The following is a 25,087-nucleotide window of genomic DNA, read 5'->3' as shown; positions in this document are numbered from 1 at the left end:
GGGCCTAGCGTGAAGACGGCCCCGCCGCCACCCTGGGACGACTACGTAGAGCCCGGCCGGCGCCCCTAGAACTCCTCCCAGCCGTCCAGCTTGGCGGCGGTGGCCGCGCCGCCGGCATAGGCCTGGCGGACGCGGTCGACCATCTGGCGCGGCGTGGCGCGGGGCTGCGGCTCGGGCCGCCGCGTCGCCTTCGGCTTCGCCTCGGTCTCGCCCACCCGGAACTCGCCGATCAGGCGGCGAAGCTCGGTGGCTTCGTTGCGCAAGGCGTGGCTGGCGGCGGTGGACTCCTCGACCATGGCCGCATTCTGCTGGGTCACCTGGTCCATCTGGTTGACGGCCGCGTTGACCTCGCCGAGGCCGGTCGCCTGCTCCTGGGCCGAGGCGGCGATCTCGGCCACCAGCGAGTCGATCTGCTCCACCTGAACGACGATCTGCTGCAGGGCCTCGCCCGAGCGGCCGACCAGCTCCACCCCGGAGCCGACCTGCTGGCTGGAGGCGCTGATCAGCGTCTTGATCTCCTTGGCCGCTTCGGCGGACCGCTGGGCGAGCGCCCGCACCTCGGAGGCGACCACGGCGAAACCACGGCCGGCCTCGCCGGCGCGGGCGGCCTCGACGCCGGCGTTCAGGGCCAGAAGGTTGGTCTGGAAGGCGATCTCGTCGATCACGCCGATGATCTGGCCGATCTCGGCCGATGACTTCTCGATCGCCCCCATGGCCGCGATCGCCTGCTGGACCACTTGTCCGCCCTCCGCGGCGCCGCTCTTGGCGGACAGCACGGCCGAACGCGCGGTCTTGGCGCCTTCGGCCGACTTGCGGACGGTGGCGGTGATCTCGTCGAGCGCCGCGGCCGTCTCCTCCAGGCTGGCGGCCTGCTGTTCGGTCCGGCGCGAGAGGTCGTCGGACGCCCCGGCGATCTCCTCGGCGCCGGAAGTGATCTGACCGACATTGGCGCTGATGACCTGCATAGCGCCCTGAAGCTTGGCCACGGCGGCGTTGAAGTCGGCGCGCAGCTGCTCGTATTCCGCCGAGAAGGCCGCATCGAGCCTGTGGGTCAGGTCGCCGTGCGACAGGCGCGACAGGCCGTCGGCCAGGGCGCTGACCACGGCGGTCTGCGCCTCCTGGGCCGAGGCGCGCTCCCGCTCGACCTCGTCGCGCATGGCGCTTTCGCGCTGCTGGCTGGCTTCCTGGTCCTGGCGCAGGGCGGCCAGGCGGCGCTGGTTGTCCTGGAAGACGCGCAGGCCGGTGACGATGGCGCCCAGCTCGTCCTTCCGCTCCAGGCGGTCGAGGTCCTGGCCGGCGTCTCCGGAGGCCAGGGCGCCGGTGGCCGCGGCGATGGAGTCGATGCCGCGCCGGACGCCCAGAATGATGGCGAAGGAGAGCGCCGCCACCGCCAGAAGGGTCAGCAGCGCGCCGGCCATGAAGACCTGGCCGGCCAGAGCCGCCTTGGCCGCGCTCTCGGCGGCGCGCGTCTTGGCCTCCGCCTGGATCGAGGCCGTGGCCTTCCCCAGGGTCTCGGTCATCCGCGCATAATGCTCTTCGAAGGGCTGCACGAAGGCGACGGCGGTGGCGAAGTCGATGCCCATCATCGAGCCCACCACTTCCAGGCCGCCGCGATAGTCGGTCAGGTCCTTGGCCAGGCCCGCCACGCGCTTCTGCTCGTCGGCCGGCAGGTTGGGCCGCAGCTTGTTGAGGTCCGCCTGGATGGCGTCGACCTCGCTGGTCAAGGTGGCCAGTTCGGCGCTGGCATCGGGGACGGCCAGCGGATCGGCCGCCGCGGCGCCCGCCTGGTTGGTGAGGAGCTGATAGATTTTCAGGTGCGCCACGGCGATCCGGCGCGAAATCGCCGCCAACTCCAGGCTGACCTGCAGGTCGCGCTCGACGATGCGGTCCAGAGCGCGGGCCTGCTGCTGCTGGCTCCAGTAGGCGCCGCCGGTCACAACGGCCAGCATCACCACCGCGAAGGCGGGCGCCAGAGCCATTTTCACCACCAGGGAGAGGTCGGCGAAACGAAGCGCTTTCATGTCGGACTCCGAAGCTGGCCGGGCGGTGGGCGCTCCTGGCCCAGGCCGCGCAATGGCCGATCCCCTATGGATGCTGAGAGGAAGGGAAATGAACCCTTAATCCTCAAGTTCTCGCACAATAAAAACCCGTCGGGGCTGCGGGTTTATTTGTCCGACTACGCCTGAGGCGGGCAATGTTCGCCGGCCGCAATTCTGGGATGGCGTGGCGCAATCTGCACGAATTCAGAGAAGGCGCGGGACCGCCTCCGAAGAGGCGGTCCCTGCGGACGGCGCAGAGTGGGGACCTGCGCCGCCGCGATCACCAGTCGGTGCTGATCGAGAGCAGCACGCGGCGCTCGGCTTCGAGGCCGCTCGTCTGACGTTGACCGTCCTCGAGCAGGTTCTGGCCGCTGAGCGCGAGGGTCAGGCCTTCGCCGAAGGTGCGCGCGACGCGACCGGCCACGGTCACATAGGCGTCCACCGGCCGCAGGGCCCCGCTGTAGTAGAGGTCCTTCTCGCTCTCGTAGCGGGCGAAACCGTCCACCGACCAGGCCTGGTTGGACCAGCCGAGGTTGAGGTTGGCGCGGTGCTTCGGCGTGGTCGCGGCGAAGGCCGCATAGCGGACGGCGGCGTTGTATCCGGCGTCGATGGAGTCTTCCACGTCGGTGTAGGCGTAGTTCGCGTTCCAGCGGACGCCGTTGTCGTAGGCGCCTTCGGCGGTCAGCTCCACGCCCTTCATCTCGGACTCGCCGATGTTCAGGTAGGTGAAGACCGGCAGCGTCGCGCCGGTGGCGGGAACGTCGACCTGGGCCGAGTTCGGCTGACCCTTGATGTCTTCGCTCTTCTGCACGAACAGCCGCACGCCGGCCTTGCCGCCGATCTGCGGCAGGTCGCGCTCGTAGCCGGCGCCGAAGTTGGTGACGACCGTCGGCTGGAGGGTCGGGTTGCCGCCGAACACGCCGCGGAAGGTCGGGGTGTTGAAGACGAGCTGCAGGCCGCCGAGGTCGACCAGGGTCGGCAGCTGCACGCCGCGAGCATAGGTCGCCCGCAGGGTGTCGGCCGAGGTCACGCTCCAGACCGCGCCGAGGTTGTAGGTGGTCTCGTTGAGGCTACGATCCCAGAAGGCGTTGCCGTAGGGCGGGATGCCGGGCGGGAAGTTGCCTTCGCGCTTCAGATCCAGTTCGTCGCGGCGGACGGCGGCGGTGAGCGCCAGGGCGTCGGTGACCTGCCAGTTCCACATGCCGGAGACCGAGGCCACGTCATAGCTGACCACGCCGCCGCGCACCGGAGCCGTCGGCATCTCGTTCTTGCGGTACTCGGCGCCGACGCGGAAGGTGTGCTTGGCGCCGACCTTGAACAGGTCCTGCAGGCTGAACACCGAGATGGTGTTCTCATAGATGGTCGGGACGCCGCTGATCTCGGTCTTGACCGTGAGGTCGTTCTGATAGGCCGAAGCCTGCACCAGGCCGAACTTCGAATCCCAGGCGAGCGTGCCCTTGATCGACTGCGTCAGGTACTTGGCCGGGACGTAGGCGTAGGTGGAGATGATGTCCGTCTGCTTGGTGTGCGAATAGCCGCCCTCGACGCGCAGTTCGAGATTGTCGGCCAGCTGGGTCACCGTGTCGACGTTGGCCGTCAGGCGCTCGGCGTCGAGGAACAGGCGGTCGGCCGAACCGGTGGTGTTGTCCCACTCGTCCTCTTCGGAGGCGCCCAGGGAGAGGCGGGCGGAGAAGCGCTCGCCGAGCTTCAGGGTCTGGCCCAGCGAGATCTCGCCGAAGCCGCCCGTGCCGCCGCTGACGGAGGCGAAGCCGCCGTCGTCGAACTTCGGATTGTAGGTGATGATGTTGACCACGCCGGCCACGGCGTTGAAGCCGAACAGGGCGGAGTTCGGGCCCTTCACCACCTCGATCTGACGGATCTCCTCCAGGCGCACGGGCAGGGTCGACCAGGCCGTGTAGCCATAGTGGTCGAGATAGGTCTGGCGGCCGTTGATGAGAACCAGCAGGCGCGCCGACCGGGCTTGGTCATAGCCGCGGACGCCGACATCGGCGTGACCGACGGACCAGGCTTGGATATCGACGCCGGCGACGCGCGACAGGATGGTCGGCAGGTCGGTAGCGCCCGACCGGGCGATGTCCTCGGCCGAGATGATGTCCATGTCCACCGGCGCCTGGCTGGCGCGCTGGGGCGAGCCGGTCGCGCTCGTGGTCACCGGCTCGTTGAACAGAGTCTCGAGCGAGCCGTAGTCGATGGACTGGGCGCTGGCCGGCAGGGCGAGGGCGAGCGCGGCGCAGGCGGCGGCGCCTGCGAGAAGGATTTGCTTGTTCATTGGATTGTGCTCCTGGCGCGCGGCCGGATCAGACTTCTTTGATCATCATGCGGAAGGCGGCCTTGAAGGCGGCGCCTACGGCCGCGGCCGTCGCACGATTGACGATGATTTCGACCTTGGGCTCGGTCTCGACGGCCATGACGCAGGCGCCGGAGTTGGCGCAGGCGGCGTCGGAGCCGATGGTGATGATCTTCTTGGCCTTGGCCGCGGCGCCCACCGAGGCGTAGTTCACGCCCTTGGTCACGTAGAGCACCTTCACGCCGCTCACGCCGGCGACCGCGGAGGCTTCCACGGCCGTGCCGGTGAGGGTCACGGAGCCGGCGTTGTAGCCCGCGCCGAGGGCGGCCATCACCGCGTTCTTCTCGGCCACAGAACCGGCGTTGGAAGGATCGAACACGACCCCCATCTTGGTGGCGCCCGTCGGGCCGTTTTCCAGGAAGGTCAGCGCGCGGCCGGCCACCTGCAGATTCTTCGCCCCGTCGGCGTGGGCCGCCATGGGCGTCGCCATGGCCGCAACAGCCGCCATGGCGGCCAGTCGCGTCGTCTTGCGTTCGAACATTCGGTCATCCCCTCGCCCGCCATTTTGCGGGCTGAACGCCGGGGAACCTCTTCTTCGACTCCGAACAAAAGCTTAAGCGAACCGGAGGCTGGGCCTGAAGGTGGAAGTACAGGGAAATCTAAGAGCACGCCTTACATGTATTAGATATGTATATTTCCCATATAATTGAGCACAAGCCTGAGCCTTTTCGCCACACACCTGTGACCAGCGGCCGAAATCGTGGCGCTCGATGGGCGACAAATATGGATCGTTGCACAGTCGCAACAGAACAGGCGCAATTGTGCCCGATTTACGGCGCCGACAATTACCCCGCTCACGCGCCCGTGAGAACTGTCGCTCATCTATCTCGACGGCAGATTGTCGCACCCCTGCGACAAGTTGTTCGCGCAACCGTTTCGCGCAGCCGCAGGTATGGACAGCCCCCGGTGCGGCAACGTGAGGTGGCGACGGCAGCCGGGCGGCCGAAGCCCGGCGGTTGGCCGTTCGCCCCGTTGCCATTATCAACCGCCGATCCACTGGGAGCCGACTTCATGACCGCGCAAACGCCGCCCGACCGCCTCTCCACCGACCCCAGCAGCCCCTATTACGACGAGGCCGTCCTGGCCCGCGGGGTGGGCGTGCGCTTCAAGGGCGTCGAGAAGAACAATGTGGACGAGTACTGCGTCAGCGAAGGCTGGGTCCGCGTGGCCGTCGGCAAGACCGTGGACCGCAAGGGCAACCCCGTGACCCTGAAGATGCAGGGCCCCGTCGAGCCCTATTTCCGCGACGCCGAAGAGGCCTGAGGCGCGAAGAGCGGCAGCCGCTCGAGCGCCAGCGCGCCCTCGATCTGAAGCAGCCGCATCTTGGCCGCCACCCCGCCGGGGGCGGAAAAGCCGCCTCGCCTTCCGCCGGCGGCGAGCACACGGTGACAGGGGACGAGGATGGGGACGGGATTGCGCCCCAGCGCCTCTCCCACCGCCCGGGCCGCGCCCGGCGCGCCGATACGGGCGGCGACGTCGCCATAGGTAAGGGTCTGGCCGCAGGGAATCGCGCGGGCGAGGTCATAGACCCGACGCTGGAAATCCGGCACGCCGCTCAAGTCGATCGCGACATCGCCGAAATCCCGGGGCTCGCCTGCCGTCAGGGCCCTCAAGTCGGCGACGATGGCGGCGACCTCGGACGGCGGCTCGAGCAGGCGCGCCTGCGGCCAGGCCCGCCTGGCCTCCGCCTCCACGGCCCCGCGGTCCGGATGCGGGAAGCGCACGCCGCACACGCCGTTCGCGCTCCAGGCCAGGGCGCACGCGCCAAGCGCGGTTTCGAAGATGACGAAGCCTAGTCCGCTCATGGGAGCGATCATAGCAGGAACGGCGGCTCCGATCCGGGTTCCGCCGCCGCCCGGCGCATGCGAGGCTCCTCCGCACGTTAGGAGCGGCCATGACGGTTCGAGAAGCGACGCTGGCGGACGTGCCAGCTATGGTGGACCTGCTGGAGCGCCGCCGCGCGGCCTACCAGCACTATCAGCCGGTCTTCTGGAAGAAGGCGGCGGACTCGGCGGAGATGTCGAAGGCCTTTCTGCCCTTCGTCATGGGCAAGCCCGAAACCGTCGCCCTGGCCGCGGATCAGGATGGCGCGTTGCTTGGGTTTCTCATCGCGACGCCGACGCCGGCGCCGCCAGTGTACGACGTGCCCGGCCCGACCTACACGGTTGATGACTTCGCGGTCGCCGCTCCGGAGCATTGGGCGAGCGCGGGACAGGCGCTCCTGTCGCGGATCGAAGCCGTCGGCCGGCAGCGGGGTTGGGCGCAGATCGTGGTCGTCTCCGCCCTTCGCGACCTTGAGAAGAGCGCCCTGCTCGAATCGGGCGGACTGACGATCGCCTCCACCTGGTGGACGCTGCCGCTTACGACGTAAGTCAACCCTTGTTCGACCGCCGGAGGGCGGCCATGTGAGGGGCCGCAAACATCAAGGGAGGCTTCCGTGACCGACATTCCCGCTCAGGGGCTCGAACTGCGCTCCACCATCACCTCGCAGGGCGAACTCCGCCTGAACCTGGAGACGGTGGACGTGCCCAAGCCGGGCGCCGGCGAACTGCTGGTCGAGGTGCAGGCCTCGCCGATCAATCCCTCCGACCTTGGGCTTCTGCTCGGCCCGGTGGATCCGGCCAGCCTCAAGGCCGGCGGCACGGCGCAGGCGCCGGTCGTCACCGGCGCGGTGAACGCCCGCCGGCTGGAGGCCCTGCGCCCGCGCCTCGACCAGTCCATGCCCGTCGGGAACGAGGGCGCGGGCCGCGTGATCGCCGCCGGCGATGACGTGCAGTCCTATGTCGGCAAGACCGTCGCCATGCTCGGCGGCGCCATGTACGCCCAGTACCGCCTGATCAAGGCCGCCGAGGTGATGGTCCTGCCGGAAGGCGCGACGGCGGCGGACGGCGCCTCCTGCTTCGTCAATCCGCTGACGGCGCTGGGCATGGTGGAGACCATGCGCCGCGAGGGCCACAGCGCGCTGGTCCACACCGCCGCGGCCTCCAACCTCGGTCAGATGCTGAACAAGCTCTGCCTGAAGGACGGCGTGCCGCTGGTGAACATCGTGCGCAGCGCCGAGCAGGCCAAGATCCTGCACGACCTGGGCGCCAAATACGTGCTCGACAGCACGTCGGAGACCTTCCAGGCCGACCTTACCGACGCCGTCGCCGAGACCGGCGCGACGCTCGCCTTCGACGCTATCGGCGGCGGGGACCTCGCCAACCGCATCCTGAGCGCTATGGAGAGCGCCCAGAACCGCAAGGCGGAGGTCTACAGCCGCTACGGCTCGGCCACCCACAAGCAGGTCTACATCTATGGCGGCCTCGACCTGCGCCGCACCGAGCTCGACCGAAGCTTCGGCATGGCCTGGGGCGTGGGCGGCTGGCTGCTGACCTACTTCCTGCAGAAGATCGGCGCCCAGGACGCCCAGAGGTTGCGCGACCGCGTGATGGCCGAACTGAAGACCACCTTCGCCAGCCACTACACCGCCGAGATCTCGCTGCGCGAGGCGCTCAGCCTCGACACCATCGCCGCCTACACCCGCAAGGCGACGGGCGAGAAGTACCTGGTCAATCCGAGCAAGGCCTGAGGACGGCGGGCCGGGGCTGTCCTGCGACGGCCCCGGCCAAGCTTGGTCGGTCCGGTTAACGTGTTATCCTGACCCAGGACCACCCCCGGTCATGAGGTTCGGCTTCCGTGTTCACCGCCCTCGGTTTCGCCCTCGCCCTTTTCGCCCAGGCGGGCGACCCGCCGGCGCCTGAGGGCAGCCAGGCCACCCTGCAGTCATGCGAGCTGGAGGCCGAGGGCTGGGTCTGCCGCTACCGCGTGCCCGATTCCTTCTACCGCGCCGCCCCGGCGCCGAGCCTGGCCGCGGCGCCGGCACCGCCGGCGACAGAGCCGCCGCTCGCCCCCGTCATCGCATCGCCGCCGCAGGACGAGCCGCTCGCGCCGGCGGCCGATCCGGAGGCCGTGCGCCAGGCCAAGCTGATCCGCCGCTGCGCCGACGCCTCCTGGCTTTCCCTCTGCACGCCGGGCGACCGCCGCGAGGCCAATGCGCTCAAGGCGGCCGCCGAGGCGCGCGAAGCGCTGAGGCTCAGCGTGACCAAGCTGGCCGCCGACGGCGAGTGCGACCAGGCGGTCAGGACGGCGCTGGAGGGCGGCGACCTGGACCTGGCGCGCGACATCCGCGCCTTCTGCGCCCGGGCGCCCTGACCCACGGCCGACGGGACCAACGGATCAACGGAAAAGGGCCGGCGCACGCGCCGGCCCTTCCCCTGCTCACCTCCCGCGGGCGATCCTACGGATTGGCGCCCACCGGCCCGCACACCCGGCCTTCGGGGCACGGAGCGGCGTGGATCTCCGGCGGTTCGACGATCACCTGGGACGGTTTCACGCGCACATCGGGCGCATGGAGATAGATCTGGGCCGGCGCCACGCGGATCGGCGGCGCCTCCACATAGATGGGCGGACCCTGGATATCGACCCGGCCCGAGGGCACATAGACCGGCTGCGAATAGACGCGCACGGCCGGGCCGCCCGGATGGTTGATGTGCCACGGCGCGCCCGGGGCCGGGGTGTAGAACACCTGCTCCTGATGGCAGTAGCAGCCGGCCCGCGGCGAATGCGCCGGCTCCGCGCATCCGTGGGGGCCCGGCGCAGTCGGCGCATAGTATTGGGCGGCCGCGCCGCCCGCCGACATGGCCAGCGCCACAGCAGCCCCGCTGATGATCTTGAGCATGTCACCCAACCCCGGTCTGAAGTTCCCAAAAGGGCTGGCGCAGCGCCATGGCCCTGTACGCTGACTCACATCCTGGTTAGGACGAAATGCCGCACGAGACAACCTCGCGTTAACCAACTCCGCCCCGACTTGAGCGGTTGTCGCACCGATGTGGGTCTTTCGCGCACCACTTCGGGGCGAAATTCGCCCAGTACGGGTCGAGCCCTCGCCCCGCAGGGGAAACCCTGCGGCGCCGGCTCGCGGCGCCCGGCCCGCGCGTGACGTCGGGCGCCGGGTCAACGCCCCTATCGCGCTCGCGCGCGAAGCCCGCTAGAAGGCGCCCCATGAGCGCTGCGCCTGCGAAAACCATGGCCGAGACGGCCGCCGAGTTCGGCCTCAAGGCCGACGAGTACGACCTCATCGTCAAGCGTCTGAACCGCGAGCCGAACCTCGTGGAACTGGGCGTCTTCTCGGTGATGTGGAGCGAGCACTGCTCCTACAAGTCGAGCCGCAAGCACCTTTCCAAGTTCCCGACCAAGGGCGCGAAGGTGATCCAGGGCCCGGGCGAGAACGCCGGGGTGATCGACATCGGCGACGGTCAGGCCTGCGTATTCAAGATGGAGAGCCACAACCACCCCTCGTACATCGAACCCTACCAGGGTGCGGCGACGGGCGTGGGCGGCATCATGCGCGACGTCTTCACCATGGGCGCGCGGCCGGTGGCCCTGCTGAACGCCCTGCGCTTCGGCGACCCCAGCCACCCGAAGACGAAGCGGCTGGTCTCCGGCGTGGTGGCCGGCATCGGCGGCTACGGCAACTGCGTGGGCGTGCCCACCGTGGCGGGCGAGACCAATTTCCACCGCGGCTATGACGGCAACATTCTGGTCAACGCCATGTGCGTGGGCCTCGCCGACGCCGACAAGATCTTCTACTCCGCCGCGCCGGCCGCCGGCCTGCCGGTGGTCTATTTCGGCTCCAAGACCGGGCGCGACGGCATTCACGGCGCGACCATGGCCTCGGCCGAGTTCGACGACGCCTCGGAAGAGAAGCGGCCCACCGTCCAGGTCGGCGACCCCTTCGCCGAAAAGCTGCTGATCGAGGCCACCCTGGAGCTGATGGCGTCGGGCGCCGTGGCCGCCATCCAGGACATGGGCGCCGCGGGGCTGACCTCGTCCTCGGTCGAGATGGCCGGCAAGGGCGGGGTGGGCATCGAACTCGACCTCGACGCCGTGCCCCAGCGCGAAGAAGGCATGAGCGCCTACGAGATGATGCTCTCGGAGAGCCAGGAGCGCATGCTGGCCATCCTCAAGCCCGGCCGGGAGGCCGACGGGCGGCGGATCTTCGAGAAGTGGGGCCTGGACGCCGCCGTCATCGGACAGACCACCGACACCGGCCGGATGGTGCTCAAGCACAAGGGCCAGGTGGTCGCCGACGTGCCGCTCGCCCCCCTGTTCGACGACGCGCCGCTCTATGACCGTCCCTGGACCGCGCCCGAACCGCAGCCGCGCCTGGCGCCGGCCGACGTCCCCGCCCCGGAGGACTATGCGCAGGCGGTGGTCAAGCTGATGTCCTCCCCCGACATGGCCTCCAAGCGCTGGCTGTGGGAGCAGTATGACCGGCACGTCATGGCCGACACCCTGGAAGATTCCGCCACCGGCGCCGATGCGGGCGTCGTGCGCGTGCACGGGACGAAGAAGGCGCTCGCCGTCACCTCCGACTGCACGCCGCGCTACGTCCTGGCCGACCCCTATGAGGGCGGCAAGCAGGCCGTGGCCGAGGCCTGGCGCAACCTGACCGCCGTGGGCGCCGAGCCCATCGCCATCACCGACAACCTGAACTTCGGCAACCCGGAACGGCCGGCCATCATGGGTCAGATCGTCCGCGCCATCGAAGGCATGGCCGAGGCCTGCGCCGCCCTCGACTTCCCGGTCGTGAGCGGAAACGTCAGCCTCTACAACGAGACCAATGGCGCAGCCATTCCGCCGACGCCGACCGTGGGGGCCGTCGGCCTGATCGCCGACTACGCCGCCCACGCCGACTTCTCGCGCTTGCAGGCGGGCGACGCCCTGATCCTGCTGGGCGAGACGCGTGGGGAACTGGGCGCCAGCATGTACCTGCGCGAGATCCTGGGCCGTGAGGACGGCGCGCCGCCGCCGGTGGATCTGGCTCAGGAGCGCAAGGTGGGCGATTTCGTTCGCGACCTGATCAAGGGCGAGCAGATCACCACCGTCCACGACCTGTCCGACGGCGGCCTGATCGCCGCCGCCGCCGACATGGCGCTGGCCTCGGGCGTGGGCCTCACCCTGTCGCTGGAAGGCGCCCTGCCCGCCCACGCCGAGCTCTTCGGCGAGGACCAGGGCCGCTACCTGCTGGCCGCCGCCGACGCCGAGCCGGTTCTGGCCGCCGCCCGCGCGGCCGGCGTGCCGGCGCGTCTGGCGGGCCGCGCGGGGGGCGACAGGATCGGCGCTGCGGGCCTTTTCGAGGTCGAACTTTCTGCGCTGCGTGAGGCATACGAAGGCTGGCTTCCGGCGTACATGGGCTAGGAGCGGAGCCCGCAGCCGGGCTCCGCGTTGGAACCAGGCCATGACCAAGTCCCATTCCCGCCTCGCCGCCCCCGGCCTGCTTCTCGCCCTGAGCGCCTGCGCCGCCACGCCCGAACGCGGCGCCTTCCTCTCCAGCTATGACGGCCTGGAGGCGCGCACCGACATGGTCCGCGCCGGCGCCCTCGACCGCACCGACGCCGAGGCCCTGGGCGCCATCCGCAGGGTCGCCATCGCCCCCGCCGTCTTCGCGCCGGCCGACGGGGCGAAGCTGTGGATGACGCCGCAGGAGCAGGCGCGCGTGCTGCGGGAGGTGGACGCCCAGCTCTGCTTCGAGCTGTCGGAGCGTTTCGAGATCGCCAGCGCAGCCCCGGCCGACGCCCAGGTGCGCGCCGCCGTCACCGACGTGCGCCCCACCGGCCGCGCCGGCTCCGCCGCCGCCGCGGCCGCCGCCTTCTTCATCCCCGGCCCCATCGGGCTGCGCGCGCCGGGGACGCTGGGCGGGCTCTCGGCTGAGGCCGAGATGCTTGATCCTGCGGGCGAACAGGTGGCCGCCATCGTCTGGAGCCGCTCGGCGACGGCGGTCGGCACCGACAATCCCTCGCTCAGCCGGATCGGCGACGCCCTCCAGTTCGCCGAACCCTTCGCAGACGCCGCAGCCGCCGCCATGACGCCGGAAGATCGTGAGCCGCGCGATCTCGGCGCCGGCGACGACCCTTGCGCCGAATATGGTCCGCGCTTCCGGCCGGAGGGCTTCCTGTCGCGCTTCGCCACCGGGCTCTACATCCCCGACACCAGCGCCGCCCGGCCCGAGGCGACCGAGGAGTAGAGCTGTGGAGGCCCCCGAACGCGAGGGCGCCGCCGGCGTGACCGTCTGGTACGACGGCGGCTGTCCGATCTGCACGCGGGAAGTCGGCCTGATGCGCCGGCTGGACCGCCGTGGCGCCGTGGTCTTCCGCGACGTGTCGCAGGCCGGCGACGCGGCCGATTTCCCCAAGCCGCCCCAGACCCTCCTCGCGCGCTTCCACGCCGCGCAGGACGGCCGGCTCTATGAAGGGGCGGCGGCGTTCGCCCTCGTCTGGCGCAACATCCCGCCCCTGCGCTGGGCGGGGCGACTGGCCATGGCGCCGCCTGTCCTCTGGCTCCTGGAGCGGGCCTATGACGGCTTCCTGCGCATCCGCCCGGCGCTGCAGGCCGTGGCCCGGCGCTCGCTGGGCGGCGGGGCGCGTCGATGACCTCCGCCATGCCGCGCGCCGCCCTCGTCCTGGGGCTCCTGGGACTGGTCCCCTTTGTCGCCTTCGCCGCGGCCGTGCGCACGGGCCTCGTCCTGCCGGCCGACCCGGCGCGGATCGGCGCCGTCCTCTATGGCGTGGTCATCCTTTCCTTCATGGGCGGCGCCCAATGGGGCCTGGCCACCGCCGCGCCGCGGCCCCGGCCGTGCGCCTTCATCATCAGCGTGGCGCCCGCCCTCCTGGCCTGGGCGAGCCTCGCCCTCAATGCGCGCCTGTCCCTCCTGCTCCTGACCGGGGGCTTCGCCGCCCTGCTGGCCTACGACCTGTGGACGGTGCGACAGGGGGAAGCGCCGCCCTGGTACGGCCGGCTGCGGATCGGTCTGACAGGCGTGGTCGCGGCCTGCCTGCTTGCTGCGGCCCTTTAGAGGAACGACAAGCTTGGCCACAAGCTGCTGAAACATAAGCGACTTGCGGTCTCCGGACGATGTCACGCAGATGACGCCGTTCTGTCATGATGTTGTAAATCCGCCTCACTCAGAACAAATCACAGCCGTCTTGGCGCCGGAATGGCGGCAATTTTGTTCTCGCTGGCGTCGGCCTCCTGCGCCGACGCCGGTTCCATGATCGATGGGGCGAAACTCCTTTCGCCGAGACCCGAATGATCCTCAAAAAGACACTCCTCGCCTCGTCCCTTCTGTCCGGCGCCGCCGTCCTGGCGAGCCTCGCCGCGCCCAGCGCCGCGCTGGCCCAGGAGGACTCCGCCGTCGCCGTCGAAGAGCTGGTCGTCACCGGTTCGCGCCTGCGCCTGCAGGACTTCACCGCGCCGAACCCCGTCAGCACGGTGAACGAGGAAGCCATCGAACGGTCGGGCATCACCAACGTCACCGACCTGATGCAGAGCTATCCGGCCCTGGTCGGCTCGACCGACAACCAGGATCTGGCCAACGCCGCCAACCGCGGCAGCGTGGGCCTCAACCTGCTGAACCTTCGCAACCTGGGTGAGAAGCGCACCCTGGTCCTGGTGGACGGCCGCCGCCACGTCGCCGGCGATCCCGGCACGGCCGCGGTCGACACCAACGCCATCCCCGTGGGCCTGATCGAGCGGGTCGAAGTGCTCACGGGCGGCGCCTCGGCCGTCTATGGCGCCGACGGCGTCTCCGGCGTGGTCAACTTCATCACCAAGCGCAACTTCGAAGGCCTGGACGTCCGCACCCAGTACGGCTTCTCCGACGAGGGCGGCGGCGAGGAAGCCTTCATCAGCGCCGTTGGCGGCCGCAACTTCATGGACGGCCGCGCCAACATCACCGGGGCTCTGGAGTACTCGAACCGCGACGCCATCTCGCCCTACGACCGCGACTTCTCGCGGCCGGGCAATCGCGAGGTCTTCGTCAACAACCCGGCCGACTACAACAATATCGACCGCGGTCCCTGGGGCGACACCACCCTCGTCTTCGCCCGCGACAGCCGCTACATCGACACCGCCCTGGGCGGCGGCGTCTATACCCGCGCCGACTTCAATTCCGGCACCTACTCCGGCGTCAGCTTCGAGGGCGACGGCGATCCCTGGGTCGACGGCCTCTACACTGGCGGCTTCTCCATGCTGGGCGGCTCGGGCACGCCCACCGACCTCTTCCAGACGGAGCTCGTGCCGGGCCTGGAGCGCTGGAGCGCCTACGTCTCCGGCACGTACGACCTGTCGGCCGACCACCGCGTCTTCGCCAATGTGAAGTACAACAACGCCAAGACGTCCTTCACCTCGCAGCCGACCTTCGACTACGGCATCTTCGTCCCCATCGAGAACCCCTTCATCCCGGGCTCCATCCGGGCTGACGCCATCGCCCCGGGCGGCTTCGCCGATCCGGGCACGGACACCGGCCTGCCGCCGGGCGTGCTGGTCGCCCGCGACAACTTCGATCTGGGCCAGGTGCGTCGCGACATCGAGCGCGAGACCATCCGCACCGTCGTCGGCTTCGAGGGCGATCTGTCGCCGGCCATCTCGTACAACGTCTCCTACACCTTCGGTAAGACGACCGAGGAGAACGACGAGCTCAACAACCGCAACAACCTGCGCTGGTTCGCCGCCATCGACGCCGTCCGCGATCCCGCCAGCGGCAACATCGTCTGCCGTTCGACGCTCGACCCGTCGGCTGTCCCCTTGGGCGACGTGTTCGGCGACGGCGTCGACGCCGGCGCCTGGAACGCCGCCTATGCCGGAAGCGGCGCGGCGGCCGGTTGCGTGCCGATCAACATCTTCGGCGAGGGCGGCATCTCGCCGGAGGCCCGCGCCTGGATCAACGAGACGGCCCACTCCAGCGCCGAGGTCGAGCAGCATGTGCTGAACGCCTACATCTCGGGGGACACCAGCGAGCAGTTCGAGCTGCCCGCCGGCCCGATCGGCTTCGTGCTGGGCGCCGAGTACCGCAAGGAAAAGAGCCTCTTCACCCCGTCGCAGTCTGAACTGCTGGCGGCCCAACTGGGCTACAGCGTCACCTGGCTGGGCGAAGGCGCGGTCGTCCAGGGCGAGTTCGACGTGAACGAGCTGTTCGCCGAGCTGGCCGTGCCGATCGTGCGCGACCTGCCCTTCGTGCAGTCCTTCGACGTCAATCTCGCCTACCGCTTCTCCGACTATTCCACGATCGGGACCACCGACACCTGGAACATCGGGGGCCAGTGGCGCGTGACCGACGACCTGATGATCCGCGGCAGCCGCGCCCGCGCGGTCCGGGCGCCGAACATCAACGAGCTGTTCCTGCCCCAGGTGCAGACCTTCCGGTCGATCACCGACCCCTGCGACACCCGCAATGTCGAGGCCGGCACCCAGTACCGCCTGGCCAACTGCACCGCGGCGCTCGGCTACAGCCCGCTCGACCAGGACTTCATCGATACGACCTCGTCGTCGGTCGAAGGCGTCGTGGGCGGCAATCCGAACCTGGAGTCGGAAACCGGCGACACCCAGACCCTGGGCCTCGTCTTCACGCCGCGCTTCGCGCCCGGCCTGTCCATGTCCCTGGACTATTACCGCATCACCCTGAAGGACGCGGTGAACCAGTTCACCGCCGACACCATCATCGAGAGCTGCTACGACCTCGAACAGCCGAACGACTTCTGCAACCTGTTCACGCGTGACCCGGCCACGGGCTTCGTGGACTTCTTCCAGGAGTACTCGGTCAACGTCTCGGAGTATGAGACGGCCGGCTTCGACTTCACCGCGCAGTACCTGCTCGATCCGGTGGACCTGGGCATCCAGCGAGACATTGGCCGGTTCCAGTTCAACCTGGCGGCCAACCGTCTGACCAAGCTGCAGTTCATCGAGATCGAGGGCGCCGATCCCACCGACGAGGTCGGCTTCGCCGGCGCGCCGAAGTGGCAGGCCAACTTCGACGTCACCTGGCTGTGGAACGACCTGATCGTGAACTACGGCTTCAACTGGTTCGACGAGACCAAGCGCTACACCGACGAGCGCCGCGCCTCGGACCCGAACTACGTCCCGGCCGACTACTGGACCTACTCGCCGCGCGAAACGCACGACATCCAGGTGCAGTACAGCTTCCGCGACGCCTACCAGGCCTATGCCGGCATCAACAACTTCACCAACCAGCTTCCCGACCGCGGCACGACCGGGGTGGGCAGCACCGGCGCCGGCGCCTTCACCCAGGGCGCCACGCCCGTGGGTCCGGTGGGCCGCTACTTCTATGTGGGCCTGAAGGCGAACTTCTGAGGCTCATTCGAGACCGGCAAGGGCGGGCGCGCAGGCGCCCGCCCTTTTCGTTTGTGCGCCACGGGCGGCCGGGGTGGCTGAACTGCGCGCGGCGGCGCTAAGCTCCGCCTTCAGATCATTAGCAGGGGACCTGATCATGGATCGTCGAAGCTTCCTGGCCGGTGCGGCCGCCCTCGCCCTGGCCCCGGCCGCCGCGAGCCGCGCCAAGGCCGCCGCGGTCACGGCCGAAGACGGCCGGCTGCTGGCCCTCTTCGACGACATCTTCGACGACATGCTCGACCACTCGCCGGAGATGGTCACGCGCCTGGGCCTGCACAAAGGCGTCCGGATGGCGGCCAAGAGCGAGCTCAGCCCCGCCTCGATCGCCGAACTCGAGGCCGACAAGGCGCGCAACGCCGCCCGCCTGGCGCGGCTGGAAGCCATCGACCGGACGGCGCTGAGCCCGGCCATGACGCCGCACTACGAGGCGGTGCTCTTCACCACGGCCACCAACGCCGCAGCCAACGCCCGCTACGTCTACGGCAATGGCGGCGCCGGCTCCCCCTACGTCCTCTCGCAGCTCAACGGGGCCTATCAGGACGTGCCGGACTTCCTGGGCACGCAGCACGCCATCGAGACCCAGGCCGACGCCGAGGCCTATCTCGAGCGCCTGAGCGACTTCGCCGCCGTGATGGACCAGGAGACCGAGCGCAGCCGCCGCGACGCCGGCCTCGGCGTGGTTCCTCCGGACTTCGTGCTCGAGCGGGCGCTCGCCCAGATGGCCGGCCTGAAGGGCGATCCGGCCGCCTCGCCCCTGGTCACCTCCGTCGCCGACCGGGCTCGGGAGAAGGGAATTCAAGGCGATTACTCCGGCCGCGCTTCGGCCATCTATGTCGAGAAAGTCGTCCCGGCCCTGGAGCGCCAGATGGCCTGGCTGCAGAGCCTGCAGCCGAAAGCCGTCCACGACGCCGGCTGCTGGCGGCTGCCGGACGGTGAGGCCTATTACCGCGACGCCCTGAAGAGCTCGACGACCACGGCGCTGACGCCGGACGAGATCCACGAGCTGGGCTGGCAGCAGGCGCGCGAGCTCTCGGCCCGGGCCGAGACCATCCTGCAGGGCCGGGGCCTGACGCAGGGGTCGGTCGGCGAGCGCATCCAGCACCTCTTCAAGGCGCCCGATCAGCTGTTCCCCGACACCGACGCCGGCAAGGAAGAGCTGATCGCCTATCTCAACGAGCTGGTGGCCGAGATCGAACCGCGCCTGCCGGAAGCCTTCGGGACCCTGCCCAAGGCCGAGGTGGAGATCCGGCGCGTGCCCAAGTTCATCGAGGCCGGCGCGCCGGGCGGCTACTACAACCGCCCCGCCCTGGATGGCTCGCGCCCGGGCATCTACTGGATCAACCTGCGCGACAGCGCCGAGAACCCGCGCTGGACGCTGAAGACGCTCACCTATCACGAGGCCATTCCCGGCCACCATCTGCAGCGGTCCCTGCAGCAGGAGGCCGGCATCCCGATGCTGCGCCGCATCGCCGGCTTCTCGCCCTACAGCGAGGGCTGGGCGCTCTATTCCGAGCAGCTGGCCCTGGAGATGGGCCTCTACGAGAACGATCCGCTGGGCGAGCTTGGCCAGATCCAGGCCTCGCTGTTCCGCGCCGCGCGGCTGGTGGTCGACACCGGCCTCCATTCCAAGCGCTGGAGCCGCGAGAAGGCCATCGAGACCATGACCTCCATCGACGGCAGCCCGACCAGTTCGGCCGCCACCGAGATCGAGCGCTATTCCGTCTGGCCCGGCCAGGCCTGCAGCTACATGGTCGGCAAGCTCACCTGGCTGCGCCTGCGGGAGAAGGCGCGCCAGGCGCTGGGCGAACGCTATGACGTGCGGCGTTTCCACGACGCCACCCTGCTCTACGGCGCCATGCCGCTCACCGTGCTCGAAGGCGTGGTCGACCGCTACGTGGCGGGCGCACGGCAGGCCTAGCGCGCCGAAGGCCAAGCGGCGCCGTCGGAGCCAATTCCCGCCCCATCCGCTCTCCGCTGCCTAAGCGGAGACGGAGGGAGCGACATGAAGAGCATCGGCGGCGCCCTGGTCCTGATGACCGCCGCGGCGGGTCCGGCCCTGGGCCAGGAGACCGATATCCCGCTCGGCGACGAGCGGCCGCCCGAGGTCGCCATCCTGGATCCCATGGCGCAGGACGAAGGCCGTTTCGGCGTCGATGTCGGCGCTGTGGCGGTCAGCCAGTACATCTCCCGCGGGGTGGCCTTCGCCGAAGAGCCGAGCCTGCAGCCCTACGCCACCATCCGCATCGACCTGCCCGAGCTGACCGGCGGCGCCGTCACCGGGGTCAATCTGACGTTCGGGACCTGGAGCAGCCTGCAGGACGGTCCGCCGGGCCTGGGCCAGGCGAACGACGGCGATTTCCCCGGCTGGTACGAGGCCGATCTCTATGCCGGCGCGACGATCCAGCTGCGCGACCGCTGGAACGGCGCCCTGACCTACTATCGCTACCATTCGCCGGCGGACTCCTTCGCCGACTACGGCGACCTGGAGCTGATTGTCGGCTACGACGACGCCGGCCGGTGGGAGGGCGTGCCGCTGCGCGGCTTCAGCCTGAACCCGGCCCTGCGGCTGGCGCACGAATTGGACCGGCCGGGCCGTAAGGACGCGCTCTACGTCCAGCCCTCGCTCACCCCCAGCTTCGGCCTCGGCGCGCCGGAGCGGGAGCTGACGGTCAGCATCCCGTTGGTCGCCGGCTTTTCCGACCACTATTACGACGCCATCGGCGGCGGAAAGACCGACTATGGCTTCTTCCGGACCGGCGTGGCCGTCTCGATGACGCCGTTTCCGCAGGCCGTGGAGTCGCTCAGCCTGAGCGGCGGCGTCGACCTGTGGTTCCCCAACGCCGACGTGGCGAGCGGGCTGGACGACCAGGAGCTGGTCACCCGCTTCGGCGTGAACTGGAGCTTCTAGGCCTCGGCCGTCGCCCGCTTAAGCAGTTCGAGGGCGGCGGCGGCGAAGGCCTCCATGTTCGCTTCCCGATCGTCGGCGCCGGTGCGGAGCGTGGTGGCCAGTTCGACGGGGCCGGAGAGCGCGATGCAGGTGTGTCCGGCCGGATCGCCATAGCCGTTGCCGGTGGGGCCGGCCGCCCCGGTCTCGGAAATCCCCCAATCGGCGCCGAAGCGCTCGCGCACCGTCCGCGCCAGCAGGAGCGCATAGGGCTCGCTGGCCGAGCGCATGCCCGCCACCGCCTCGCGCGGAATCTCCAGGAGGCTCATGCGCGCCTTGCCCGTGTAGACCACCGCCCCGCCCAGATAATAGGCCGAGGCGCCCGGCACGCCGAGCAGGGCCGCCGAGATCAGGCCGCCGGAGGAGCTCTCGGCCACCGCCACCTTCTCGCCGCGCGCCTTGAGCTGCGCGCCCACCTCGGCGCCCAGCGCCTTCAGATCCACCATGAGCCTCGCTCCTCGCCTGTTCGCCGCAGCCTAGCAGGGCGATCGCTTGAACAGGAACGGCTTGGCCGCCGCCGCGTCGCAGATCATGATGGCGGCAATTACATACGCCGCGATTTTCGGGAGGATTTTCTCATGGACGCCCAATCCCAATGGACGGGCCTGGACGCTGGCCGTCTGGAGCGCATCGCCGACCATCTGGAACGCAACTATATCGGACCGCAGAAGATCGCCGGCTGCCAGGTCCAGGTCGCCCGCCACGGCCACATCGCCTACCAGGAGTCCTTTGGCTCCATGGACCTGGAGCGGAACAAGGCGATGCGGGACGACGCCATCTTCCGCATCTATTCCATGACCAAGCCGATCACCTCGGTGGCGCTCATGATGCTGTATGAGCGCGGCTATTTTCAGCTCAACGACCCGGTCAGCCGCTTCGTCCCCTCCTGGCGCAACCACCGCGTCTGGATTTCCGGCGAAGGCGACGACATGCAGACCGAGGCGCCGAACCGCCCGGTCACCTTCCGCGACGTGCTGACCCATACCGGCGGCTTCACCTACGGCGGCGGCCTGCCGGGCGTCGGACTGCAGCATCCGGTCGACAAGATCTATCGCGCCCTGAAGGTCCGCTCCGTCGGCGGCGCCGATTCCATGCACGAGTTCATGGACAAGCTCGGCCAGGTGCCCCTGCTCTATCAGCCGGGCACGCGCTGGATGTACTCGCTCTCCACCGACATCTGCGGCGCGCTCGTCGAGATCATCTCCGGCAAGCCCTTCGCCCAGTTCCTGCAGGAGGAGATCTTCGAGCCGCTCGGCATGGTCGACACCGCCTTCCAGGTGGCGCCGGACAAGGTGGACCGCTTCTGCGCCAACTATCAGCGTGGGCCGGACAAGAAGCTGAAGCTGATCGACGACCCCGCCGACAGCGATTTCACCCGCGAGCCCGGCTTCAAGTCCGGCGGCGGCGGCCTGACCGGCACCATCGCCGACTATGGCCGCTTCGTGGACATGCTGCGCCGGGGCGGCGAACTGGAAGGCCATCGCATCCTCGGGCCCCGCACGCTCGAGATGATGCACATGAACCACCTGCCGGGCGGCGCGGACCTGACGCAGCTCGCCATCGGCGCATTCTCCGAGACCTCCAACGAAGGCGTGGGCTTCGGCCTCGGCTTCGCCTCGACCATGGGCCAGGTGGAGACGGGATCGCTGGGCGTGGGCGACTACTACTGGGGCGGCGCGGCCTCGACCATCTTCTGGGTCGATCCGAAGGAGGACCTGACGCTGGTCTTCATGACGCAGCTGATGCCCTCGGGCACCTTCAACTTCCGCGGCCAGCTCAAGAGCCTGATCTACTCGGCCATCGTCGACTGAGGCGAATGCCGGCCCGGGCGCCCAAGGCCCGGCGGCTCAGGCCGCCGCGGCCAGGGCGTCGCGGGCGGCGCTGGCGATCTCCAGGGAGCGGACGCGCTTGGCCTGATCGAAGATCTGGGCGGTGATGATGATCTCGTCGGGGCGGTGCTCGGCCACGAACCGTTCGAGACCGGCGCGCACCGTCTCCGGACCGCCGACCACCGCCTTGGACAGCGGCGAACCGGGCGCCACCGTGCCAGCCAGCGCGCCCTCCGCATCCTCGATCGGCGGCGGCAGGGGCCCGGGCTGGCCCCGGTGCAGGTTGACGAAGGCCTGCTGCAACGAGGTGAACAGATACTTCGCCTCGGCGTCGGTCTCGGCGGCGACGAGGTTGAGCGCGAGCATCAGACGGGGCTGATCCCCCGGCTTCGACGGCCGGAACTGCTGGCGATAGATCTGCGCGGCCTGGTCCATCATGGCCGGCGCGAAGTGGGAGGCGAAGGCGTAGGGCAGCCCCAGCGCCGCGGCCAGCTGCGCGCCATAGAGGCTGGAGCCCAGCACCCAGACCGGCACCTTGGACCCGACGCCGGGCACGGCGCGCACCGCTTGATTAGGCTGCGCATCGTCCAGCAGGGCCATCAGCTCCATCACGTCCTGCGGAAACTGGTCGACGCCGCCGGCCAGGTTGCGCCGCAGGGCCCGCGCGGTGACCTGGTCGGTCCCCGGCGCCCGGCCGACGCCCAGGTCGATCCGCCCCGGATAGAGGGCGTCCAGTGTCCCGAACTGCTCGGCGATGATCAGCGGCGCATGGTTGGGCAGCATGACGCCGCCGGCCCCCAGCCGGATGGTCGAGGTTCCCTCCCCCACATAGGCCAGGGCCACGGCGGTCGCCGCGCTGGCGATGCCGGTCATGTTGTGGTGCTCGGCCATCCAGTAGCGCGCAAAGCCCAGCCGCTCGGCGGCGCGGGCCAGGTTGCGGCTGTCACGAAGCGACTGGCCAGGGCCGCCGCCCTGCACGATGGGCGAAAGGTCGAGAACGGAGAGCGGGATCATGGAGGGGGATATAGGGCGTGGGGCGCAGATTGCTCGCGGCGCGCCGTCGAGAAATCCGCCCTATGTAGCGCCGGTCGCTGGTCTTCCGACGAAAGGCCCAAAGTCCCTGATGCGCCGTCGCCTCAGGGGCCTCAAGGCTTCAGACACGTCATATCCGCCGCGGCGCAGCTCGTGGAGTAAACGCGGCTCTTACCATTGGAGTAGCTGGCGAACCCGAGATCGAAACCTCGCGCGATGCAACGCGGGCTAGAAATGGCGGCCGGCCGCTCGGCCCGACAGTTTCACCCCCCCATCACCGCCGCAAACCGCCTGTCGAAGTCTTCGGCGATGTCGGCCAGGGTCACCTCGCCGAAGCGGGCGATCACCAGGGCTTCGGCGGCTGAGAGGGTGTCGGCGACGGCGGCGTTGACGGCCTGCTCCACCAGGCAGCGGGGGTCGTCGTCGGCCAGGCCAATGGCGAACAGGCGCGGGTCGCCCAGCGCCCGGTAGATGTCCAGCAGGGTGACGTCGCCCAGGCTGCGATTCAGGGCCCAGCCGCCGCCGTGGCCCTTTTCCGACCGCACGATGCCCTGGTCGCGCAGGCCCGCCATGGTGCGACGGACCACGACGGGGTTGGTGCTGAGCATCTGGGCCAGATGCTCCGAGGTCATGGCGCCGTCGTGGCGGTCCATATGGATCAGGGCGTGCAGCATGCGCGAGAGGCGGCTGTCGCTTCGCATCGGGGCTCTCCGGTTGACCTGCGAACATAGGCCATAATTCTCGGAACAACAGGAGTTGCGTGATCGGCCCGCGCGCCCCATCATGTAACTTCTGAAGCGGCGAGACGGCCGCGGGCGCAGATCAGGAGTTCCCCATGCCCTATGAGGTCATCATCATCGGCGGCAGCTTCGCCGGCCTGTCGGCGGCCATGCAGCTGGCGCGGGCGCGCCGGCGGATTCTGGTGATCGACGCCGGCGAACCGCGAAATCGGTTCGCCAAAGCCTCCCACGGCTTCCTCGGCCAGGATGGCGCCGCGCCGGCCCAGATCATGCGCGAGGGGCTGAGACAGCTCAGCGCCTATCCGAGCGTCGACTTCGTCCATGGCCACGCCGTCTGGGCCTCGGGCGAGTTCGACCGCTTCGAGGTGACGCTGGCCGATGGCGCGGCCTACGCCGCCCGACGCCTGGTCCTGGCGCACGGGGTGGCCGACACCCTGCCCGAGGTTCCGGGCCTGGCGGAACGGTGGGGACGCACCGTCGTCCATTGCCCGTTCTGCCACGGATACGAGTTCGGCGACCGTCCGCTGGGCGTGCTGGCGACCGGGCCGCTCGGCGCCCACCAGGCCGAGATGCTGCCGGACTGGGGGCCGACCACGCTCTTCACGCAGGGCCTGTTCGTTCCCGAACCTGAGGTCAAGGGGCGGCTCGACCGCCGGGGCGTGACCGTGGAGACCACGCCTGTGGCCGCCCTGTTGGGGGACGCGCCGGGCCTGGAGGCCGTCCGGCTGGCCGACGGCCGCGTCCTGCCCCTCGCCGCCCTCTTCACCGCGCCGCAAACGGCCCCCAACGGCGGGTTCGCCGAGGCCCTGGGCTGCGCCTTCGAAGACGGGCCGACGGGGGCCTATATCGCCGCCGACGGCCGCCAGGAGACGAACGTGCCGGGCGTGTTCGCCGCCGGGGACGCGGCGCGCGCAATGCACAACGCCACCCTCGCCTCGGCGAGCGGCGTCATGGCCGGCGTCGGCGCCTATCAGTCATTGAGCCTCGGCTGAGGCGCGCGGTCGTAGCGGTCGAACTCCTCCCGGAAACGGCGGTCCAGAAAGGCCTGGTCCTCGTACTCCGCCTTGATGCGCGGGAACCAGGAGTTCTCCTCCTCCCAGATGTGGTGGAGGATCGCGCCGCGGATGTGCTCGAGCTTGTCGAGCCAGGCCTCCTTGGCCGGATCGATCCGCTCCAGTTCGGCCATCTGCATCTTGGCCGTGGTCTGCTCGCTGTAGGCGATGCCGGCGCGCCCCTTGTCGCCCTCCTTGGCGAGCGCCGGATAGAGCACAAGCTCTTCGGCCAATGCGTGACCGTTGAGGACCAGCGCCAGACGTTTGGAGGCGGCGACCCGGCCGGCCGGGTCGGCGGCGCTTCGCGCCTCCTCGAAGGCGGAGCGGATCTGGTCGTGGTGGTCGAGCGCGGCGCTGAGCCAGTCGCCGGGGGTCGCCAGCTCCCGCGCCTTGCGGGTGGCTTCGGCGCGCGCTTCGTCGCTCTCCGGCGGGGTGATGGCCGCCAGGGCCTTGTCGATGACGGACATTGCGAGGCGTCTCCTTTGTGGGCCGCAACACAAGCGGCCATCGCCCCGATTGTTCCCGGCGAAGGGCTCGCGCCGGCCGCCGGCTTCGCGCTATCAGGCCGTTAAGCCTTTCTGCGCCATAAACTCTGTTCGACGGGAGCCGAACCATGCCCATGAGCCAGTCCGCGCTGGAGTCCGCGCTGCGCGAAGCCTTTCCGGACGCCGAGATCGACATCACCGATCTGGCGGGCGACGACGATCACTACCGCGCCCGCATCGTCTCTCCGGCCTTCCGGGGCCTGCCGCGCGTGAAGCAGCACCAGCTCGTCTACGCCGCGCTCAAGGGCAAGGTGGGCGGCGAACTCCACGCCCTGGCCCTCGAGACGTCCGCGCCAGCCTGAGGGAGAGG

Annotated in this window: 23 protein-coding genes; 14 read left to right on the top strand and 9 right to left on the bottom strand. The window is 69.6% G+C overall.

The features are described from left to right. Positions 1 to 65: 65 nt before the first annotated feature. The 3 genes from H2041_RS16080 to H2041_RS16070 all read right to left on the bottom strand — a co-directional run bounded on the left by H2041_RS16080 (position 66) and on the right by H2041_RS16070 (position 4,888). Entirely contained in the window at positions 66 to 2,021 is a 1,956-nt protein-coding gene (locus H2041_RS16080) for a methyl-accepting chemotaxis protein (RefSeq protein WP_293414423.1), read from the bottom strand. Positions 2,022 to 2,319: 298 nt separating this feature from the next. After that, the gene (locus H2041_RS16075; protein WP_293414422.1) at positions 2,320 to 4,329 is read right to left on the bottom strand and encodes a TonB-dependent receptor; all 2,010 of its coding nucleotides are present in this window, start codon (positions 4,327 to 4,329) and stop codon (positions 2,320 to 2,322) included. Between the two features lie 28 nt (positions 4,330 to 4,357). Next, entirely contained in the window at positions 4,358 to 4,888 is a 531-nt protein-coding gene (locus H2041_RS16070) for a hypothetical protein (protein WP_293414421.1), read from the bottom strand. Positions 4,889 to 5,418: 530 nt separating this feature from the next. Here H2041_RS16070 and H2041_RS16065 point away from each other — a divergent pair. Continuing rightward, positions 5,419 to 5,670 (top strand): DUF3297 family protein, encoded by a 252-nt coding sequence (locus H2041_RS16065; RefSeq protein ID WP_293414419.1) that lies wholly within the window; start codon positions 5,419 to 5,421, stop codon positions 5,668 to 5,670. Here the strand turns inward: H2041_RS16065 and H2041_RS16060 are convergent. Continuing rightward, positions 5,643 to 6,212, bottom strand: coding sequence for a methylated-DNA--[protein]-cysteine S-methyltransferase (locus H2041_RS16060; RefSeq protein ID WP_293414417.1), 570 nt, complete (start codon positions 6,210 to 6,212; stop codon positions 5,643 to 5,645). The genes H2041_RS16065 and H2041_RS16060 overlap by 28 nt on opposite strands. A gap of 89 nt (positions 6,213 to 6,301) precedes the next feature. On the opposite strand from H2041_RS16060, the gene H2041_RS16055 reads away from it, so the two are divergent. From H2041_RS16055 to H2041_RS16045, 3 genes are all read left to right on the top strand, one after another. Continuing rightward, positions 6,302 to 6,778 carry a hypothetical protein gene (locus tag H2041_RS16055; RefSeq protein WP_293414415.1) on the top strand — a complete coding sequence of 159 codons (477 nt, stop codon included), beginning with the start codon at positions 6,302 to 6,304 and terminating at the stop codon, positions 6,776 to 6,778. Positions 6,779 to 6,844: 66 nt separating this feature from the next. Further along, positions 6,845 to 7,978, top strand: a complete 1,134-nt coding sequence (locus H2041_RS16050) for a zinc-binding dehydrogenase (protein ID WP_293414413.1) — start codon at positions 6,845 to 6,847, stop codon at positions 7,976 to 7,978. 107 nt (positions 7,979 to 8,085) lie between these two features. Further along, positions 8,086 to 8,601, top strand: a complete 516-nt coding sequence (locus H2041_RS16045) for a hypothetical protein (RefSeq protein WP_293414411.1) — start codon at positions 8,086 to 8,088, stop codon at positions 8,599 to 8,601. A gap of 85 nt (positions 8,602 to 8,686) precedes the next feature. On the opposite strand, the gene H2041_RS16040 is transcribed toward H2041_RS16045, so the two are convergent. Continuing rightward, positions 8,687 to 9,127 (bottom strand): hypothetical protein, encoded by a 441-nt coding sequence (locus H2041_RS16040; protein WP_293414409.1) that lies wholly within the window; start codon positions 9,125 to 9,127, stop codon positions 8,687 to 8,689. A gap of 323 nt (positions 9,128 to 9,450) precedes the next feature. Here H2041_RS16040 and purL point away from each other — a divergent pair, with 323 nt between their 5' ends. The 7 genes from purL to H2041_RS16005 all read left to right on the top strand — a co-directional run bounded on the left by purL (position 9,451) and on the right by H2041_RS16005 (position 19,543). Then, positions 9,451 to 11,649: a phosphoribosylformylglycinamidine synthase subunit PurL gene (purL, locus tag H2041_RS16035; RefSeq protein ID WP_293414407.1), complete on the top strand. Its 2,199-nt coding sequence runs from the start codon at positions 9,451 to 9,453 to the stop codon at positions 11,647 to 11,649. Positions 11,650 to 11,689: 40 nt separating this feature from the next. Further along, on the top strand, positions 11,690 to 12,475 hold the full coding sequence (locus H2041_RS16030) for a DUF3313 domain-containing protein (protein ID WP_293414405.1): 786 nt from the start codon (positions 11,690 to 11,692) through the stop codon (positions 12,473 to 12,475). 4 nt (positions 12,476 to 12,479) lie between these two features. Continuing rightward, positions 12,480 to 12,881 (top strand): thiol-disulfide oxidoreductase DCC family protein, encoded by a 402-nt coding sequence (locus H2041_RS16025; protein ID WP_293414403.1) that lies wholly within the window; start codon positions 12,480 to 12,482, stop codon positions 12,879 to 12,881. A gap of 8 nt (positions 12,882 to 12,889) precedes the next feature. Continuing rightward, positions 12,890 to 13,303 carry a DUF3429 domain-containing protein gene (locus H2041_RS16020; RefSeq protein WP_293414401.1) on the top strand — a complete coding sequence of 138 codons (414 nt, stop codon included), beginning with the start codon at positions 12,890 to 12,892 and terminating at the stop codon, positions 13,301 to 13,303. A gap of 233 nt (positions 13,304 to 13,536) precedes the next feature. Beyond that, positions 13,537 to 16,596, top strand: a complete 3,060-nt coding sequence (locus H2041_RS16015) for a TonB-dependent siderophore receptor (protein ID WP_293414399.1) — start codon at positions 13,537 to 13,539, stop codon at positions 16,594 to 16,596. A gap of 136 nt (positions 16,597 to 16,732) precedes the next feature. After that, on the top strand, positions 16,733 to 18,553 hold the full coding sequence (locus H2041_RS16010) for a DUF885 family protein (protein ID WP_293414397.1): 1,821 nt from the start codon (positions 16,733 to 16,735) through the stop codon (positions 18,551 to 18,553). Positions 18,554 to 18,637: 84 nt separating this feature from the next. Beyond that, positions 18,638 to 19,543: a hypothetical protein gene (locus tag H2041_RS16005; protein WP_293414395.1), complete on the top strand. Its 906-nt coding sequence runs from the start codon at positions 18,638 to 18,640 to the stop codon at positions 19,541 to 19,543. On the opposite strand, the gene H2041_RS16000 is transcribed toward H2041_RS16005, so the two are convergent. Further along, the gene (locus tag H2041_RS16000) at positions 19,540 to 20,025 is read right to left on the bottom strand and encodes a CinA family protein (protein ID WP_293414393.1); all 486 of its coding nucleotides are present in this window, start codon (positions 20,023 to 20,025) and stop codon (positions 19,540 to 19,542) included. The two genes, H2041_RS16005 and H2041_RS16000, sit on opposite strands and share 4 nt — an antisense overlap. Positions 20,026 to 20,157: 132 nt before the next feature. Here H2041_RS16000 and H2041_RS15995 point away from each other — a divergent pair, with 132 nt between their 5' ends. Next, positions 20,158 to 21,390: a serine hydrolase gene (locus H2041_RS15995; RefSeq protein ID WP_293414391.1), complete on the top strand. Its 1,233-nt coding sequence runs from the start codon at positions 20,158 to 20,160 to the stop codon at positions 21,388 to 21,390. A gap of 36 nt (positions 21,391 to 21,426) precedes the next feature. Here the strand turns inward: H2041_RS15995 and H2041_RS15990 are convergent, their stop codons facing one another. Together H2041_RS15990 and H2041_RS15985 are read right to left on the bottom strand one after the other, a co-directional pair. Beyond that, entirely contained in the window at positions 21,427 to 22,422 is a 996-nt protein-coding gene (locus H2041_RS15990) for an LLM class flavin-dependent oxidoreductase (protein ID WP_293414389.1), read from the bottom strand. A 281-nt stretch (positions 22,423 to 22,703) separates the two neighbouring features. After that, positions 22,704 to 23,141, bottom strand: coding sequence for an Rrf2 family transcriptional regulator (locus H2041_RS15985; RefSeq protein ID WP_293414387.1), 438 nt, complete (start codon positions 23,139 to 23,141; stop codon positions 22,704 to 22,706). Positions 23,142 to 23,275: 134 nt separating this feature from the next. Here H2041_RS15985 and H2041_RS15980 point away from each other — a divergent pair, with 134 nt between their 5' ends. After that, on the top strand, positions 23,276 to 24,172 hold the full coding sequence (locus H2041_RS15980; protein WP_293414385.1) for an NAD(P)/FAD-dependent oxidoreductase: 897 nt from the start codon (positions 23,276 to 23,278) through the stop codon (positions 24,170 to 24,172). On the opposite strand, the gene H2041_RS15975 is transcribed toward H2041_RS15980, so the two are convergent. Beyond that, positions 24,151 to 24,699: a hemerythrin domain-containing protein gene (locus H2041_RS15975; RefSeq protein WP_293414383.1), complete on the bottom strand. Its 549-nt coding sequence runs from the start codon at positions 24,697 to 24,699 to the stop codon at positions 24,151 to 24,153. The genes H2041_RS15980 and H2041_RS15975 overlap by 22 nt on opposite strands. 146 nt (positions 24,700 to 24,845) lie before the next feature. On the opposite strand from H2041_RS15975, the gene H2041_RS15970 reads away from it, so the two are divergent. Beyond that, positions 24,846 to 25,079: a BolA family transcriptional regulator gene (locus tag H2041_RS15970; RefSeq protein ID WP_293414381.1), complete on the top strand. Its 234-nt coding sequence runs from the start codon at positions 24,846 to 24,848 to the stop codon at positions 25,077 to 25,079. Positions 25,080 to 25,087 lie beyond the last annotated feature (8 nt).

Origin of the sequence: Phenylobacterium sp. (assembly GCF_013911965.1) — a bacterium.
Lineage (GTDB): Bacteria > Pseudomonadota > Alphaproteobacteria > Caulobacterales > Caulobacteraceae > Phenylobacterium.
This window is presented reverse-complemented; position numbering and strand designations above follow the sequence as displayed.

Bases quoted from the DNA above. Each gene is read 5' to 3' on its own strand.
- H2041_RS16080 (WP_293414423.1), bottom strand. From the start codon at position 2,021: ATGAAAGCGCTTCGTTTCGCCGACCTCTCCCTGGTGGTGAAAATGGCT.
- H2041_RS16075 (WP_293414422.1), bottom strand. From the start codon at position 4,329: ATGAACAAGCAAATCCTTCTCGCAGGCGCCGCCGCCTGCGCCGCGCTC.
- H2041_RS16070 (WP_293414421.1), bottom strand. From the start codon at position 4,888: ATGTTCGAACGCAAGACGACGCGACTGGCCGCCATGGCGGCTGTTGCG.
- H2041_RS16065 (WP_293414419.1), top strand. From the start codon at position 5,419: ATGACCGCGCAAACGCCGCCCGACCGCCTCTCCACCGACCCCAGCAGC.
- H2041_RS16060 (WP_293414417.1), bottom strand. From the start codon at position 6,212: ATGAGCGGACTAGGCTTCGTCATCTTCGAAACCGCGCTTGGCGCGTGC.
- H2041_RS16055 (WP_293414415.1), top strand. From the start codon at position 6,302: ATGACGGTTCGAGAAGCGACGCTGGCGGACGTGCCAGCTATGGTGGAC.
- H2041_RS16040 (WP_293414409.1), bottom strand. From the start codon at position 9,127: ATGCTCAAGATCATCAGCGGGGCTGCTGTGGCGCTGGCCATGTCGGCG.
- purL (WP_293414407.1), top strand. From the start codon at position 9,451: ATGAGCGCTGCGCCTGCGAAAACCATGGCCGAGACGGCCGCCGAGTTC.
- H2041_RS16030 (WP_293414405.1), top strand. From the start codon at position 11,690: ATGACCAAGTCCCATTCCCGCCTCGCCGCCCCCGGCCTGCTTCTCGCC.
- H2041_RS16020 (WP_293414401.1), top strand. From the start codon at position 12,890: ATGCCGCGCGCCGCCCTCGTCCTGGGGCTCCTGGGACTGGTCCCCTTT.
- H2041_RS16015 (WP_293414399.1), top strand. From the start codon at position 13,537: ATGATCCTCAAAAAGACACTCCTCGCCTCGTCCCTTCTGTCCGGCGCC.
- H2041_RS16010 (WP_293414397.1), top strand. From the start codon at position 16,733: ATGGATCGTCGAAGCTTCCTGGCCGGTGCGGCCGCCCTCGCCCTGGCC.
- H2041_RS16005 (WP_293414395.1), top strand. From the start codon at position 18,638: ATGAAGAGCATCGGCGGCGCCCTGGTCCTGATGACCGCCGCGGCGGGT.
- H2041_RS16000 (WP_293414393.1), bottom strand. From the start codon at position 20,025: ATGGTGGATCTGAAGGCGCTGGGCGCCGAGGTGGGCGCGCAGCTCAAG.
- H2041_RS15995 (WP_293414391.1), top strand. From the start codon at position 20,158: ATGGACGCCCAATCCCAATGGACGGGCCTGGACGCTGGCCGTCTGGAG.
- H2041_RS15990 (WP_293414389.1), bottom strand. From the start codon at position 22,422: ATGATCCCGCTCTCCGTTCTCGACCTTTCGCCCATCGTGCAGGGCGGC.
- H2041_RS15985 (WP_293414387.1), bottom strand. From the start codon at position 23,141: ATGCGAAGCGACAGCCGCCTCTCGCGCATGCTGCACGCCCTGATCCAT.
- H2041_RS15980 (WP_293414385.1), top strand. From the start codon at position 23,276: ATGCCCTATGAGGTCATCATCATCGGCGGCAGCTTCGCCGGCCTGTCG.
- H2041_RS15975 (WP_293414383.1), bottom strand. From the start codon at position 24,699: ATGTCCGTCATCGACAAGGCCCTGGCGGCCATCACCCCGCCGGAGAGC.
- H2041_RS15970 (WP_293414381.1), top strand. From the start codon at position 24,846: ATGCCCATGAGCCAGTCCGCGCTGGAGTCCGCGCTGCGCGAAGCCTTT.